Consider the following 14970-nt stretch of genomic DNA (forward strand, 5'->3'; position numbering starts at 1 on the left):
GACAGCAAACTATTGCGATCTTTATGATTTAATTTTTCTTCTGTACTAGGAAGGGAGGATAAGATGGTACAAACATCGAAACTTTCCAATGAGGAACGTGAAAGACGAATGTGGGGAAAAATTCGCTCCGGGGAATCGATAGAGAGCGTCGATGAAATGAGCGACGATTATTTTGGTAACTTGACAAACCTCATGCTCCAGCAGGCGGACTCAGAGCTTGCGGGTGCATTCGGTTATGTACCATGGATCATGCAGGCGCCTACTACAGAAGAGAAGCTCGCCGTTGCAAATATAGTCAAGGATGAAGTGCGTCATGCCAGAGCGATGTACAGGCTTCTTGAGGACCTCGGCGTCGATGTGGATTCTCACGTCGCCAAGCATGATTACACCTTCAGAGTGGAACTGCAGTCGGACGAATTGAAAGATAAGCGCGCCGCGGACGACAGGCGGGTAAATATTTTTTACTATCCGATAGACACATGGGCGGATTTCATTATGTTTCAGTTTTGTATGGATCGCGGGGCAGGTCACCAGCTTGAAGACGTCAGGAAATCTACCTACGGGCCGTGGAGAAGAGAGATCGAGCGCATTTTTAAAGAGGAAATGATGCATGTGAACCATGGTGATTACTGGGTGAAAAAGCTGGCGCTCGATAAGTCAACTAAAAACGAAGTGCAGACCGCGCTCGATAAATGGTATCCGCGTACCATGAACATTTTTGGAAAACCGAGGACTCCCAGAAATGAGATTTACAGAAAATACGGACTCAAACGAAGGGATAATGACGATGTCCGCCGGGCATTCCACGACGAAGTGAGATTGAAATGCAGCGAATGGGGATTGAACCTCCCTGACTGGAAGCCTCAATGGGAGAGAATTGAAGAAGATGGAGTGATCTCAGGCTGATGAGAGCGGTAGGTATTGCAGGCACCGGCACAATGGGTGTGGGCATTGCCATCTCATTTGCGCGCAGCGGATGGGACGTGCTTCTGTTTGACGTGGAAAAAGAGAACGTCGCTCACGCACTTGAAGTAATTAGCAAAGAGTTCCAGCGCGAGGTTGACAAAGGAAGAATAAAAGCCGAAGACGCGCAGGCATCGATTGCCAGAATTCATCCGCGCTTGGTGCTCGCCGATTTCGCGGAAGCGCATCTCGTTGTCGAAGCGGTAAGTGAGGACATTGCGGTCAAACGGGAACTCTTTGCGAAACTCGATGAGATCTCAGATCCTTCGGTCCCCCTCACGTCGAACACATCGAGCCTTTCAATTGGAGCGATCGCTCAAAACTGCAAGGGAAGAAACAGGATAGCCGGCCTTCATTTTTTCAATCCCGCACATAAGATGAAACTTGTCGAAGTTGTTAAAACTGATTTCCTGTCGGAAGAAATCGGCGTTGAGCTTGCACAGATTGTTCGGCAGATCGGTAAGACCCCCGTATTGGCACGCGACACGCCCGGTTTTGTTGTCAACAGATGCGCGCGACATTTTTATCTTGAGCCTCTTCGTTTTATTTCCGAAAGAGCCGGCAGTATTGAGGAGATAGATTTTGCGTTTGAGTCTTCAAACTTTCCGATGGGACCGTTCAGGCTCCTCGATCTGGTCGGACTTGACGTGAACCTGCTCGTTTCCAAATCCATCTACGAACAATTTTTCTTTGAGCCCCGGTTCAGACCGGTGGTTTTGCAGCAGAAGATGATTGAGGCGGGCTTACTCGGCAGGAAAACAGGTGAGGGCTTTTATTTTTACAACGGAAAAGGTTCGCGTGCTTCGCTGAAAATAGACCGGCGCGACGTAATTGTCGGTGAAAGCATGCATGAAATGGCACGCAAGATATCGGGGAAACTCGAGTTGAAGAATCCATTAAACGACATGCAGCATTTCATTCTTGCACGTACCATCTCCATGATAGTCAATGAGGCATTCTTCATGCTGGAAGAGGGAGTCGCGGCAGCTGAGGATATTGACCTGGCGATGAAGCTGGGCACAAACTTCCCAAAAGGTCCGCTTGAGCTTGCAGATTCTATTGGAAAGTATTTAATTGCAGAGTTCCTTCAAGCCATGCGGCGTGCTTACGGCGACATTTACAGGCCGAGTCTTTTGATGTCAAATTGATAACGAGGAGAATTTGTTTGTGAACAGGCTATTGATTTTTATTTTTTCTCTTTATTCTCTGTCCGCGGCGGCACAGCCGCAAATTGTGAACTTCAGAGAATTGCAGCAGTTCCTTCCACAGGCCAATTTTCAAGATTACATCCGCGGGAAAACAGACGGGGAAACATCAACCATGATGGGGTTCACAACTTCGTGGGCATCCGTTATTTATTCATCGCACCCGGATTCAAATAAGGCTATGATCTCAATCAAGATCACCGATATGCTTAACATACCGTCATATATGTCTATTCCTCCTTCGAGTTCAACAAGCCCCAATCAGGCAACCGGGACGGGATACAGGAAAACCGTAAGCTACGGCGGCTTGAGCGTGATTGAAACCTACGACAGCACATTGCATCAGGCAAAGCTGCAACTTACCGTCGCGACGAGATTCCTTGTTGAGATCAACGGAGACAGCGTCGCCGATTCATCGGTATTGTATTCGTTCCTAGGGAAAACCGATATTGATGGCTTGAGGAAAATCGCTGCCGGCGGAGCAGGCGGCCAGAAATGATAACGGTATGTTTTCAAAGAACAAACACCCAATCGCAAAAAGACTAATTCCATAAAAAACACTATTCAAGAATCAATATCAGGGAAGAACTAAATGAACTGGCTTACAATATCATTGTTGTTCCACTTGGTCGGAGTCGGCATGATCTTCACGCTCCTTTTTGCCGGACCTGTACTCGAATCGAATTTCAGGTGGGAAAATGATCTCAGGATGAAGCTGCACTCCGCGAAACTTCTCCGGAACATCGGTCTGCTCTCGCCGTTCGGTGCGCTTGTCCTTGTGATCAGCGGGATCGCGAATATGATCGCTCTTGAAATAACTTTCGCAAATCTGTTCGGAAGCCAGGCTTGGCTCGGCATAAAATTGTTAATCTTCATCGTGCTGCTTGCCATGGGGATGGTGTTGAGTCCGAAGAATGCACGTCAGCGGTTGGCTCTCCTCGAGCATTTGAGCCAGCCGAATCCGCCTGAAGATATCGATGACAGGATGGATTCCATTAACAAGAGACAGACTATTTTCTTCGTGATCAATTGGGTGCTCGTCCTTATTATTTTGATGCTGACGCTGTCGAGGATGTAGAAAGTCTTATTCGAGAAAGGGATATTTTTATGAAGTCCGTGATTGCCGAATTGATTGGCAAGTATGCCGATCAACCCGGCAACTTGATTGCCGCGGTCGAGGGCTTGAAGGATTCTGAATTGGATAAACGACTTGGTGAAGGCAAATGGAGCATCAGGCAGCAGGTAAATCACCTGGCGGATTCCGAAATGAACATGGTGCAGCGGATGAAAAAAATTATCGCGGAAGACACGCCGCTTCTTCCTGCATACGATCAGGATAGATGGGCGGACAGCTTGTTTTACAGCAAATCATCGGTGGATGATTCGGTCGCACTTTTTTTCATGCTTCGAACTTCCATGACACGCGTATTGAAGAAGATGGGAGACAAGGATTTTGACAGATGCGGGATCCACACGGAAACCGGGAAAGTGACACTTTTGAGTCTTCTTGAAGACACAGTCGAACACGCCGACCATCATGTGAAAATGATTGGAAAGATAAAAAGCAAGTTCAAGATCAAGTAAAACATATCATGCGCGTATATAATCTTTACATCGACGGAAAATTCGTGGAGCCTAAGAACGGCGGGTATGATGTAACGTTAAATCCGTTCGATGGGTCGACCATAGCAAAGTTTGCGGTGGCCATGGGCGAAGATGTCAACGAGGCAGTCAGGTCGGCGAGGCGGGCGTATGAATCCGGCGTGTGGAGCGAACTCTCTCCGGAGGTGAGAGCGGACTACCTAAAAAAGATAAGCGAAAAAATAAATGACGCCGCAAACGATCTTGTCGAGTTGGAAGTCCTTGATTCCGGCTCGACGATAAAGAAAGCGAAGGAGGACATAGCATTAAGCGCGCGCGCGTTTAACGTGTTCGGAAAATTGGGCGTGATGAGCTACGGGTCCGAACTTGCGGAAATATCGAAGCCGGGGCTTGCAAGAAATTTCTTAAGGTATGAACCTGTGGGAGTTGTGGGAGCAATCATACCGTGGAACTTTCCGCTCAAGATGGCTGCGTGGAAAATCGGACCGGCCCTCGCCGCCGGGTGTACCGTTATCCTGAAGCCTTCGGAGCTTACTCCTGTTACGGCGATGGAGCTTGCAAAAATAATTGACGAGGTAGGCTTGCCGCCGGGTGTCGTGAACATAATTCCGGGGTACGGAGCGGAAGCGGGTGAGGCGCTTGTCAGCCACCCTGACGTGAATAAAATCGCTTTTACCGGCTCCACCGCGGTCGGGAAAAAGATCATGCAGCTTGCCGCCGAGAATTTCAAGCGACTTACGCTGGAGTGCGGCGGGAAATCAGCTAACATCGTTTTGGACGACGCCGACCTTGAAGTTGCAATCGATGGAAGCATCTACGGAATGTTTTATCACAGCGGCCAGTGCTGTGAGGCGGCGACTCGCCTTTATGTGCACGAAAAAGTTTACGACGATTTTGTCCCCGCACTTGTTGAGCGATCTAAGAAGATGGTAATCGGAAATCCGATCGAACCTGCAACCGACATCGGTCCCCTCATTTCGAAAAGGCAGAGAGATCGAGTTCTGGATTACATCGAGGGCGGGAAGAAAAACGGCTTCAAGGTCTTGCTTGGAGGCGGAATGCCGTCGGCGCCGAAGTTGGCGGGGGGAAATTTCGTCGAGCCGACGATCTTTGCAGATGTCGACAATAAATCTAAAATTGCGCAGGAGGAAATTTTCGGGCCGGTTTTAGTCGTGAACAAATTCCGGACCGACGACGAAGCGGTCGAACTGGCAAACGATTCTTCTTACGGATTGGCCGCCGGGGTATGGAGTAAAGATATTGAGCGAGCCAAAGCGATTGCAGAACGGCTCCAGGCTGGCACAATCTGGATAAACGAGTGGCATCTGCTCAACGAGCGCGTGCCGTTCGGCGGTTACAAGCAAAGCGGGATCGGAAGGGAGTTTGGCAGAATCGGGCTGGAAGAATATTTGGAGGTTAAACACATCTATGTCGATGATGGTGTGCCACGGGAAAAGAGAGCGTGGTACGATGTTGTGGTGCCGAAATAAAAGATAGGGGCGAGTCCAAAGATGGATCCCTATCTCAATTGTTCTTCCCTCTTCAGCTTCTGTGGTATCCTGAATGGAACAATTTTTATTTTATTATTCCGGGATTTCATCAAACTTCATCCATCTTATTCCACGTGCAACATAATGCGGCGCAATAACTTTGCGCGTCGGTGTCTTTTCATCCCACTTTCACTACGACTTTCCCGGTTGTTCCTCCCGCCTGGAATGTCCTTACCGCATCCTTAAGTTTTTCGAATGGAAATACTTTTCCAACGTAAGGCCTGTTTAGGTTAAGCGCCTGAAGCTCGCCCAGCAACTTCATCCACAAATCGTAGCGCTCGTAAAGCCAAATTAAGTTGAATCCCAGGACAGATTTGTTGGATTCGATGAGAGTCAACGTCTGATACCGGGGCATCGTGATGAACTTGACCGCGAGCTTGAAGTAATTGGGACGCGGGCCGGGTGATGCGAATTGTGAGAGCCCGTAAGCAACCAATCTTCCCGTCGTCGCCAGGAAATCGAAGCTGATCTTCTGAACTTTTCCCCCGATTGAGTCGAGTACGAGGTCGAGCTGTCTTCCCTTGAGACGGTTTGCGATTTCGCTTTTGAAATTTCTATCTCTGACTATGATGCCGTCGTATCCTTCCGACTTCAACAATTCGATCTTCGACGGGCTTCCGATTGTGCCGATGGTATATGCCGAAAATTTCTTCGCGATCCGGTTCGCGTAGATTCCGACTCCGCCGGCCGCACTGTGTATGAGCACCGTCTGATTCTCTTTTATGTTCCCCAGCGGGACGAGCGCATAATATGCTGTCAATGCCTGAACGATGAACGATGCGCCTTCCTCGAACGACCAGTCGTCCGGAAGTTTCAAGACGTACCTGTGGTCGATGTTTAAGTGCGTCGTGTAAGATCCGAATCGGATCGATCCCATTATCCTGTCACCGACTTTTACACTTGACGCGTCTTTGCCTTTCTCGATGACGATCCCGCTGAACTCGAGTCCGGGAATGAAATCTCTTTTCGGAGCCGCTCTGTACAATCCGAGGATTGAAAACACATCGGCGAAATTCAGCCCGATCGCCTTCACTTCGACACAAACCTCGTTGTCGGCGGGGCGCGGGATTTCTTCTTCGACTAACTTTAGATTATTCAGTGATCCGACTTTGGAGATTCTGTATGATTTTCGTTTCATGAGACTCCCGGACTGGTTTTTGGAAAACAGCTTCTTATGAAACTATAAGCCGCATAGTTTAAAATCAATTTCTTTCATGAATTCAGTATCGTATTCCGAATAAAATAGCATCGGGGGTTGCTTAACTCGGCTGCAAGGATTTAACTTAGTCGGGAAATGGACACAATTCTAATTACCGGTGCGAACGGCGAAATAGGACACGGACTCATTTCTTATTTTGCCGAGCGCGAAGGAGTCAGGGTAGTCGCGCTCGATCTGAATTCTCTCGACGATTCGACACGATCGAAATGTTACAGGGCATATACGGGCGACATTCTCGACGGGCGCTTCCTGGATTCCATGGCCACCGGCCACGACTTCGACACCATTTACCATCTCGCAGCCCTTCTCTCCACTCGGGCGGAGCGTCAGCCGACAATCGCGCATAAAGTGAATGTCGACGGTACATTGAACCTTCTCGAGATGGCCGTGACGCAATCGCGGCTGCAGGGGAAAGAGATCAAGTTCATCTATCCCAGCTCGATCGCCGTCTATGGTCTGCCCGACATCGCGACGAAGCACGTCGTCGGGAAAATCAAGGAGGACGAGTGGACGGAGCCGCGGACGATGTACGGCATCAACAAGCTGTATTGCGAGAGGCTCGGCAGGTATTATACAAAGTTTTACCGGCAGCTCGATATACATCAGGTGGGAAGCAAAGTCGATTTCAGATGCGTCAGGTTCCCGGGGCTCATCAGCGCAGTCACGCTCCCGACCGGCGGGACAAGCGACTTTGCGCCGGAGATGCTCCACTATGCCGCGAGGGGTGAGCCGTACGCGTGCTTCGTGCGGGAGGACACGAGAATTCCTTTCATGGCCATGCCCGACGCGGTCTCTGCGCTGCTGAAGCTGGATGCGGCCCCGCGCGAGAAACTCGGGAGGCAGGTTTACAATGTCGGTTCATTCAGCCCTTCGGCGAGCGAGTTGAACTTCCGCGTTATGAAGGCATTCCCTTCTTCCATAGTGAACTTCAAGCCGGACTCTAAACGACAGGCGATCCTTGACACGTGGCCCGAGGACGTCGACGATTCAGAAGCGAGAAAGGACTGGGGATGGATGCCGGCATATGATTTCGAAAAGGCGTTTGACGGGTATCTTGTTTCTGCGGTGACAAGGCTCTATAAGTCTAAATAAGGCAGCGCATCACATCAACATTTCTTGAGTATTATACCCGGAATGACAGGATCAACAGGCTTCGCCGCGACGACACGGCCAAATATTCTTCTTCGCTCTTCCTATCCGGGACATTTTATAGAATAGACCCTTTGCAGTGTAGTCGGAAGATACCGCCAAACGCTGCGACAGTGCTTCCGAGTGCTGCGACAACACTTCCGAGCGTTCAGACAGTCGTTCCAAACGCTGCGACAACACTTCCGAGCGTTCAGACAAGTCTTCCGAGCGCTGCGGCAACTGTTCCGAACACTCAGACAAGTATTCCGAGTGCTGCGGCAACTGTTCCGAATGCCCGGACAAGTCTTCCGGATGCTCAGACAGCCTTTCCGGACATTACGACATTCGCTCCAAACGCCCAGACATGGAATCCAAAGGGCAAGGAGGAATGCTCAAGCGGGTTCTTCCGTCGAAAAAGGATGTCTTACATGGTTCCGGGGATTGGGTATTGTGCATCAGTCTCAGATTAGTTCGGGATTGTTTAGCGGACTCCATCTCAAATCATTCAAACAGAGCATACCTGTGATTCCCGCCTGCTCCCGGGGAGAATCTATCCCTGAGGCAGCGGCTCGGTTTGAAAACACAGAGACCGCACCAGCGGGGTGCTGATGCGGTCATTTTTCAGGGCGCACAAAGCTGCACGAATTAAAGAGTACTTTGCGCATTTAGAATATACGAGTCTTATAAGAGAAAACAAACTGAGCCACTACCATCTATTTGACATTGAACCCCAAATGGATTATACTTCATTGTCCCCTGACATATCTGTAGGAGGGAACATCTCCCCGATGTTTCCTCCTTTTTTTTGTTTCAAACCGAGCCTTTCCCTTAAGTTAGGCAGTGTCTCAGTTTGAACATCTAAATAAGCGAGACCTTGTCATGCCAGCGAAAGCTGGCATCCAGGTCAATGGCTGGATTCCGGCGTTCGCCGGAATGACAACTAGGATGAAACTGAGCCACTACCAGCCTTTCCCTTAAGTTGCAACTGTTTTGCTCGATACATAGATTAACAATGTTCCTATTCTCTCCTGAACGCTGGCAGGTACACTTCAGGTAGGTTCTTGAGTGCCTGCCATTTTTATTGTCTAAACTTCCATTCAAACCGGGCCACCTACCCCCAAACTGAACCACTACCCGCGGCGTAATTCATTTGACTTTGTGTTTGGCGTTTATCAAATTAAGTCAACGATAAGATAAACATTGCAGCCCGCAGCAGGATGTCAGATGCGTTAGGGAGCATGGTTATTCATTACACGACGGCGGGCTATTTCAGATTCTCGATCCTTATACAAATGAATCCTCTCGTGACGAGAGAGGACTTTGAGGCATGAGTCTTTTTGCTCCTCCTTCCTGAGACGATAGTCGGGAGGCATCATGACGAGCAAGATGCGAAGCGGTTCAGGGTGTTGGCTATAATGCCGGCCTTTTCGATAAAGGACGGTACATAGATAGGATAACATCGTATAACCAAACTGCTGCGGCAAGCGTGGGCTCTTGCCGGGGAGAAAAGGAGGACTACAATCCCCGTAAAAGTCGATGAAAAACTTGTGGAGTCCGAGGGGCTCGGAAAGGCTCTCGACAACCACAAGGACATCATCATTACAAGAGGGAACGGCCAGAAGAGGATCGACGACCTCATTTCATCTCACGATAACGTCGTCAAATCCAATTCGAGTCAGATCGCCTCTGAAACTCAATTGCAGGACAGGACCGCTGAAAAGAACGATGCGGTCAAGTCCGTAAAAGACGCGGTCGCACTGGTCGACGAAGCGGCGAAGTCGGCATTCGAGGACGACCCGGCGAAGCAGAAGGAATTCAGGATCGGCGCGGTCAAGCCGAAGAGCGACGAGGGCTGGGTCACGTACATGGACTACATGACCGGACCCGTCCACATGAACAGCGACGCGCTCATCGCAAACGGAATGACGGCCGACGACGTCGCAAACTTCCCGATGCTTTACGCGAACCTGGTGGCGGCGATCGCGGCACAGAAGAACGCGGCGAAGGTGCGGAACGCTGCGACCAAGACGAGGGATGCCGCCGTTCGCGCCCTGGGCAAGAAGATAACGACGACGCGCAATTTTGCGAAGGCCGCATTCAAGGGAAACGCGGCGGCGCTCGAAGAGATCAAGCCGATAAAGATCCCGAGAGGAAGATCGGCAAAGCCAGCTCCACCTGTGCCGGAGCCGCCGACGAGCCCGGAGAAATAAGACAAGGGCAATTTCCCGCATGAGGCGGGATCTTCGACATGAATTGCCCGTATGAAGCTTGCGGAGGCCGCAAGGCTTCCGCAAGTGAAATTTGGAGAGTATGATTAATAGAAAAATAAAAGCAATGCAATTATGTATTGGTTAAGCGAAATTGTTTTGAAGCTTGACCTCTTTACAATGGATGGGAATGTGATGAAAAGGATTTTCATTTTAATAATTTCGGCTTTGTGGTCCGTTTCTGGCTTGGCGCAGAAAAGTGACCCCCATGTGACGGGCAAGCCAGATTTGGTGATAGAGGAGGTATCGGTGAATAGATCATCAGAGATTTCGCACGATCCATATGGAAGGTCTATAGCAATGGGTCCGACATTCAAGTTTACTTTAAGGATTAAGAACCTTGGCAATGCGCCGCTTGCACAGCCTTTCTATATTTCGTTTTCCACTACACAGGAAGATTTTGAAAAAAGATATTGCGACCACACCTCAATAGTCAATCAACAAGCAGAGACAATTACTCCTGACTCATCTCTTGATGTGGAAGTTGTCGCTTTCATCGAACCACCGACCTCGTCAGTGTTCTTCGTGATCAATACCAATAATCTTTGCGGCCGTGGAGCTGAATTGCCTGTTATCGAGGAATCCAATTATAACAATAACTGGTTCGATATGCGAATAGATAAAGCTAACTAGATCAATGAAAGCAAAGCGACTCCGCCTAACAACGGCAATCACGACGCTCGGTTATTATATACGGTGGAACTCGCTTCATGCCGCGCTCATTGGAATAACATGGATGCGCGGCGGGACTTATTTCTGGAGGATGTTAGCCGCGAGCGGAAGCGCGTTACGTGAGATTGCAGAGAAGGAAACGAAATGAAAATATTATTGGGATTACTCGTTCTTGCCACGGTCCTCATGGTAAATTCCTGTTCTAGTAAGAAACCGACCATTGCTGTGGGGATGACTTATGATGAAGTGGAAAAAGCCCTTGGCAAGCCAAGCCAGATTGCTCGGGGTGTAAATCAGCTCCATCCCGATGAGCAGTGGGCAGACGCTCATCACGCCATGATGGCTAAGTTGGCATACTTTATCTGGACTACTGGGGAATTGAACGTCCCAACAAGTGATGAGGAAATGGTCAAGGAGATCGTCAAAGCTGAAGAACGTGGAATGGTGAAAGAGGACAAACTTCTGTACTCCATATTCCCCAGTTATGGTCACTTTACACGTGATAGCCTTGCACAGCATCTCGACGGCCTGTACTTCAGCAGGGCTGCCGATCTCTGTGGTAAAGATACGTTAGCTTGGGCATGTCCTCAGAGCGTTGAAACCACAGGTCAGCTTATTTACGTGACGTGGAAATATCCCGAAACGAAGACGGACACATCCTACGCTTATCAATTCAGGCTTACCATTACGCCGACTGGAATTGGCAACACCCCTCCAGTCAAAATCTGTTATGTTATAAACGAACAACATTGCGTGATGTTTGACGTATCAAGTGGGCGCGTGGTGGCAGCAGGATATCAACCAATATCTGTCGTGGCTTGCGAGAAATGACACACGTAGATGCGATTCTTCAGCTTGCAGCTAACAGCCAGAAAAAAGACGCTCATCATGGTATATAACATAGAGTTAGCTTCACGCCGCACTCATGGAAAGAGCGTGGAGGCGCGGCACAACTTCTTCTTGGCGGACGTTAGGCAGCCACGACTGTCCGTCAATGCAAATAGCTCCGGTTGAATGATATGGAAGAATGGGTTAGAGTTTTGTCAGCTTTATTGACACCCGCAATTGCAATCGTCACCACATTTATTGCTATCCAGCAATATCGGCTTGCGAAATTCAAAATGCGTCACGAATTGTTTCAGCGAAGATTAGAAGTCTACAAGGCGCTGGTGGAATACCTCACTGCCGTGGTTCGCCCGACGCCTCCCGCCGACCAGTCTGCCGTCAAGATGATTCGAGAGACTGCAGATGGACGATTTCTCTTCAAGGAAGAAATTGCTGAATACCTAATGGACTTGTACAAGAAAGGCATAGAGCTGTGGGCTCTGAATGAAGAACTGTCTGATCCCGACATAAACTCAGAGGATCGGAGACACAAAGTTACTGAACGGGGCAGACTTAAGATATGGTTTGCTGACCAATACGGTGTCGCCGAAGGAAAGTTCAAGAAGTACCTTGCGCTGACTTTGGAGGATTGATGAACGGGCAGCAACGAGCGCATAACAACGAGAAAAGAGACGCTCGGTTATTGTGTATCATGGTGCTCGCTTCACGGCGCACACATTACTGGCTACGAGGAGTGCGCCGCGACCCTTTTCTCGCGCACGTAAGTTGCCAGCATGAATGATGTCTATCCATTTAAATTGAAAGGTAAAAGATGTGGGAAGTCGAGTTAAAACATGACGGCTTGAATAAATACCGACTGATCAAAGGAACGGATAAATACGTCGTTGAACAAAAGGCAGCTGCGCAGAAAGCAGTCTGGGACGAAATGTGGCGCAAGAAGGTGGAAAGGGAAGGGCGAGTGCTTAACAAGCGATCTATGATTGAAGAAGCTCAATCGAGGGCCAAAGAAGCATTTGACGCAATCGATGAACTTGAGAAAATACTGCAACATACACTCGCTGTTGATGATACCATTAAGTGGGAAGCGCTAAAGGATACATCACCTTTCTCGAAACCGAAACCTCAGGCCCCGAAACCGGAAGAAATTTTGCAGGGACCGATAGAGACAACACCACTCTACCAACCTGCGCTCAGCTTTCTTGATAAAATATTCTCTTCACGGAGAGAAAAGAAGATTAAAGCCGCCAAAGAACTCTACAAGATTGATTTACAACGTTGGGAAAAACAAAAAGAGGAAATACTGAGAAAGAATGAAGAATCTAATAAGGAGTATGAAAAGCAATTAAAGCAATGGCAAGCTGACGAAGAAGCATTTCTCGTCAAACAAAAAGAGTCTAATGAGGCAATTGAAAAAAGAAAAGACCAATATTTGGCTAGAAACCGAGATGCTATTCTGGACTATTGCGAACTTGTTCTCTCTAACTCTCATTATCCAGACTACTTCCCAAAGGAGTTTGATCTTGACTATAATCTTGAAACAAAGATCCTTATAGTCGAGTATTCTCTGCCCTCAAGAGATGTCATGCCAACAATTAAGGAAGTCAAGTACGTCCAATCTAGAAATGAACTTGTCGAGAGTTACCTCACGGAATCAACCGTTGACAAACTCTATGACAACTTGATCTATCAAATTACCCTTCGGACAATTCACGAGCTTTATGAAGCAGATGTTATCAACGCTTTAGATTCTATCGTGTTCAACGGTTGGGTTGAGTCCATTGATAAGGCGACGGGGAAGCACGTAAATGCTTGCATATTATCGGTTCAAGCTAATCGATCCGAGTTTCTTTCCATTAATTTAGCGAGCGTCGATCCAAAACTCTGTTTCAAAAACCTCAAGGGTATTGGCAGTTCAAAGCTACACAGTATGACTCCCATTGCCCCAGTTCTCAGCATTAGCCACGAGGACAAACGATTCATCTCGTCTTATGAGGTTGCCGATGAACTTGATGAGTCTAGCAACCTGGCGGCAATGGATTGGGAAGATTTTGAACATCTTATAAGAGAGTTATTCGAAAAAGAGTTTGCACAATCGGGTGGAGAGGTTAAGGTAACTCAAGCCAGTCGGGATGGTGGAGTCGACGCAGTCGCATTTGATCCCGATCCAATTCGTGGTGGCAAGATTGTTATCCAAGCCAAGCGTTATACCAACACTGTCGGAGTCTCAGCGGTCCGTGATCTATATGGGACAGTGATGAACGAAGGAGCAACGAAAGGAATTCTTGTTACTACTGCCGACTATGGACCCGACGCTTACGATTTTGCAAAGGGCAAGCCGCTGACACTTCTCAACGGAAGCAACCTCTTGCATTTGCTTGAGAAACACGGACATAAGGCAACGATTAATCTCAAAGCTGCCAAACTGATTTTGTCCGAGAAGGAGAAAGACAAGTCGTGAAGTGTGAATATCTAGAGCGGTGCCGCCGCTCAACAATTAGTAAGGAGAAAACATATGCTTGAATATGAAGAAAGTCGAACTGAAGATGTAGTGCGTCGTCTCATAACGATCAGCAAGATCATCCGATTTATTATCATCATCGTGTTCACTTTTATTTTCTTAGGCCTTTTTGCAATGGTTTGGAAGGACTCTGGAAACGTCACAATAATAATGGCACTGGTTGGTGGCGTGGGAGGCTATGTCATTGGAAAGTACACTGCGGCATTGATAACAGTAATGGTCGAGTGGTATGCTCAAATGTTAGTTGGTGTTGAGAATGCGCTCAATCTTCTCAAGAAGAAATAGAGTCATTTGAATGTCTATGGAATGTTCGGACAGGCATGATTCGCGCAGACGCTAAGCGCAAGCGGCAAACAGAATTAATAAATTGAGGGCATCATGAAACTTAGAATAATTTTCACCGCATTGAGTCTTGCTTCCTTGGTGGGCTGTATGACGCTCAACCTCGGTACCAGATACGAATATAGCTATAAGTTGACAAAGCCAGATTCTGCAAACGGGATGAAATGGGAAGACGACAAAATTGCAATTTCTTTCTTCGTCTCTGACAAAGAAGTGGACTTCACTCTCAGGAATAAGACCAACGAAGTAATAAAAGTAAATTGGGACGAAGCCACCATAGTTCAATATGGGAAGGCTGGTAAGGTAATGCACGCTGGAGTCAAGTACACCGACCGTAATGAATCACATCCTTCAACCGCAGTACCTCCGGGTGCTTCAATAGACGACCTATTATTGCCCTCGGACAATGTTTATTGGCGGGAGGGCTACTACGGAGAATATTATTCCAATCCAGGTGGTTGGGAAGAAAACGATCTATTCCCGACCGCGGATTTCAATAAGGCTGAATACAAGGATGCAATACTGAAATCGAAGGGTAAGAGCTTTAGCATTTATCTGCCGATTCAGTACCAGAACAAAACTCTGGATTACACTTTCGAGTTCGTGATCACCGATGTCCAGCCCATCTCGCAAGGAGGGCATTGAATGTTTGCCGTTG

General features: G+C 48.2%; 17 protein-coding genes. 16 read left to right on the forward strand and 1 reads right to left on the reverse strand.

Going from position 1 to position 14970, the window contains the following annotated elements:
• Nucleotides 1-63 precede the first annotated feature (63 nt).
• The 6 genes from VLX91_02165 (at nucleotide 64) to VLX91_02190 (ending at nucleotide 5260) form a co-directional block, all read left to right on the forward strand.
• Complete coding sequence (locus VLX91_02165; protein HUI28994.1) at nucleotides 64-906, forward strand: Phenylacetic acid catabolic protein; 843 nt, start codon at nucleotides 64-66, stop codon at nucleotides 904-906.
• Nucleotides 906-2111: a 3-hydroxyacyl-CoA dehydrogenase NAD-binding domain-containing protein gene (locus tag VLX91_02170; protein HUI28995.1), complete on the forward strand. Its 1206-nt coding sequence runs from the start codon at nucleotides 906-908 to the stop codon at nucleotides 2109-2111. The genes VLX91_02165 and VLX91_02170 overlap by 1 nt, the downstream gene beginning before the upstream one ends.
• Nucleotides 2112-2130: 19 nt before the next feature.
• Complete coding sequence (locus VLX91_02175) at nucleotides 2131-2667, forward strand: hypothetical protein (protein HUI28996.1); 537 nt, start codon at nucleotides 2131-2133, stop codon at nucleotides 2665-2667.
• A 93-nt stretch (nucleotides 2668-2760) separates the two neighbouring features.
• A complete protein-coding gene (locus tag VLX91_02180; GenBank protein ID HUI28997.1) occupies nucleotides 2761-3246 on the forward strand; it encodes a hypothetical protein in 486 nt (161 codons plus the stop codon).
• 29 nt (nucleotides 3247-3275) lie between these two features.
• The gene (locus VLX91_02185; GenBank protein HUI28998.1) at nucleotides 3276-3752 is read left to right on the forward strand and encodes a DinB family protein; all 477 of its coding nucleotides are present in this window, start codon (nucleotides 3276-3278) and stop codon (nucleotides 3750-3752) included.
• An 8-nt stretch (nucleotides 3753-3760) separates the two neighbouring features.
• Nucleotides 3761-5260 (forward strand): aldehyde dehydrogenase family protein, encoded by a 1500-nt coding sequence (locus VLX91_02190; GenBank protein ID HUI28999.1) that lies wholly within the window; start codon nucleotides 3761-3763, stop codon nucleotides 5258-5260.
• A gap of 178 nt (nucleotides 5261-5438) precedes the next feature.
• On the opposite strand, the gene VLX91_02195 is transcribed toward VLX91_02190, so the two are convergent.
• On the reverse strand, nucleotides 5439-6458 hold the full coding sequence (locus tag VLX91_02195) for a zinc-binding dehydrogenase (protein HUI29000.1): 1020 nt from the start codon (nucleotides 6456-6458) through the stop codon (nucleotides 5439-5441).
• 156 nt (nucleotides 6459-6614) lie between these two features.
• Between VLX91_02195 and VLX91_02200 the strand changes: the two genes are divergently transcribed.
• From VLX91_02200 to VLX91_02245, 10 genes are all read left to right on the forward strand, one after another.
• On the forward strand, nucleotides 6615-7631 hold the full coding sequence (locus VLX91_02200; protein ID HUI29001.1) for an NAD-dependent epimerase/dehydratase family protein: 1017 nt from the start codon (nucleotides 6615-6617) through the stop codon (nucleotides 7629-7631).
• A 131-nt stretch (nucleotides 7632-7762) separates the two neighbouring features.
• The gene (locus tag VLX91_02205) at nucleotides 7763-8137 is read left to right on the forward strand and encodes a hypothetical protein (protein ID HUI29002.1); all 375 of its coding nucleotides are present in this window, start codon (nucleotides 7763-7765) and stop codon (nucleotides 8135-8137) included.
• Between the two features lie 1077 nt (nucleotides 8138-9214).
• Nucleotides 9215-9877: a hypothetical protein gene (locus VLX91_02210; GenBank protein HUI29003.1), complete on the forward strand. Its 663-nt coding sequence runs from the start codon at nucleotides 9215-9217 to the stop codon at nucleotides 9875-9877.
• Nucleotides 9878-10183: 306 nt separating this feature from the next.
• The gene (locus tag VLX91_02215) at nucleotides 10184-10567 is read left to right on the forward strand and encodes a hypothetical protein (GenBank protein ID HUI29004.1); all 384 of its coding nucleotides are present in this window, start codon (nucleotides 10184-10186) and stop codon (nucleotides 10565-10567) included.
• 4 nt (nucleotides 10568-10571) lie between these two features.
• On the forward strand, nucleotides 10572-10754 hold the full coding sequence (locus tag VLX91_02220) for a hypothetical protein (protein HUI29005.1): 183 nt from the start codon (nucleotides 10572-10574) through the stop codon (nucleotides 10752-10754).
• On the forward strand, nucleotides 10751-11437 hold the full coding sequence (locus tag VLX91_02225) for a hypothetical protein (protein HUI29006.1): 687 nt from the start codon (nucleotides 10751-10753) through the stop codon (nucleotides 11435-11437). Before VLX91_02220 ends, VLX91_02225 begins: the two co-directional genes overlap by 4 nt.
• A 290-nt stretch (nucleotides 11438-11727) precedes the next feature.
• Nucleotides 11728-12084, forward strand: coding sequence for a hypothetical protein (locus VLX91_02230; protein HUI29007.1), 357 nt, complete (start codon nucleotides 11728-11730; stop codon nucleotides 12082-12084).
• Between the two features lie 179 nt (nucleotides 12085-12263).
• Nucleotides 12264-13910, forward strand: a complete 1647-nt coding sequence (locus VLX91_02235) for a restriction endonuclease (GenBank protein ID HUI29008.1) — start codon at nucleotides 12264-12266, stop codon at nucleotides 13908-13910.
• 54 nt (nucleotides 13911-13964) lie between these two features.
• Entirely contained in the window at nucleotides 13965-14255 is a 291-nt protein-coding gene (locus VLX91_02240) for a hypothetical protein (protein HUI29009.1), read from the forward strand.
• Between the two features lie 93 nt (nucleotides 14256-14348).
• Nucleotides 14349-14957: a hypothetical protein gene (locus VLX91_02245; protein ID HUI29010.1), complete on the forward strand. Its 609-nt coding sequence runs from the start codon at nucleotides 14349-14351 to the stop codon at nucleotides 14955-14957.
• Nucleotides 14958-14970 lie beyond the last annotated feature (13 nt).

It is taken from the genome of Candidatus Acidiferrales bacterium, from assembly GCA_035515795.1.
In the GTDB taxonomy this organism is placed as follows: Bacteria; Bacteroidota; Ignavibacteria; order Kryptoniales; family JAKASW01; genus JAKASW01.

Bases quoted from the DNA above. Each gene is read 5' to 3' on its own strand.
- VLX91_02165 (HUI28994.1), top strand. From the start codon at position 64: ATGGTACAAACATCGAAACTTTCCAATGAGGAACGTGAAAGACGAATG.
- VLX91_02170 (HUI28995.1), top strand. From the start codon at position 906: ATGAGAGCGGTAGGTATTGCAGGCACCGGCACAATGGGTGTGGGCATT.
- VLX91_02180 (HUI28997.1), top strand. From the start codon at position 2,761: ATGAACTGGCTTACAATATCATTGTTGTTCCACTTGGTCGGAGTCGGC.
- VLX91_02185 (HUI28998.1), top strand. From the start codon at position 3,276: ATGAAGTCCGTGATTGCCGAATTGATTGGCAAGTATGCCGATCAACCC.
- VLX91_02190 (HUI28999.1), top strand. From the start codon at position 3,761: ATGCGCGTATATAATCTTTACATCGACGGAAAATTCGTGGAGCCTAAG.
- VLX91_02195 (HUI29000.1), bottom strand. From the start codon at position 6,458: ATGAAACGAAAATCATACAGAATCTCCAAAGTCGGATCACTGAATAAT.
- VLX91_02200 (HUI29001.1), top strand. From the start codon at position 6,615: ATGGACACAATTCTAATTACCGGTGCGAACGGCGAAATAGGACACGGA.
- VLX91_02220 (HUI29005.1), top strand. From the start codon at position 10,572: ATGAAAGCAAAGCGACTCCGCCTAACAACGGCAATCACGACGCTCGGT.
- VLX91_02225 (HUI29006.1), top strand. From the start codon at position 10,751: ATGAAAATATTATTGGGATTACTCGTTCTTGCCACGGTCCTCATGGTA.
- VLX91_02230 (HUI29007.1), top strand. From the start codon at position 11,728: ATGCGTCACGAATTGTTTCAGCGAAGATTAGAAGTCTACAAGGCGCTG.
- VLX91_02235 (HUI29008.1), top strand. From the start codon at position 12,264: ATGTGGGAAGTCGAGTTAAAACATGACGGCTTGAATAAATACCGACTG.
- VLX91_02240 (HUI29009.1), top strand. From the start codon at position 13,965: ATGCTTGAATATGAAGAAAGTCGAACTGAAGATGTAGTGCGTCGTCTC.
- VLX91_02245 (HUI29010.1), top strand. From the start codon at position 14,349: ATGAAACTTAGAATAATTTTCACCGCATTGAGTCTTGCTTCCTTGGTG.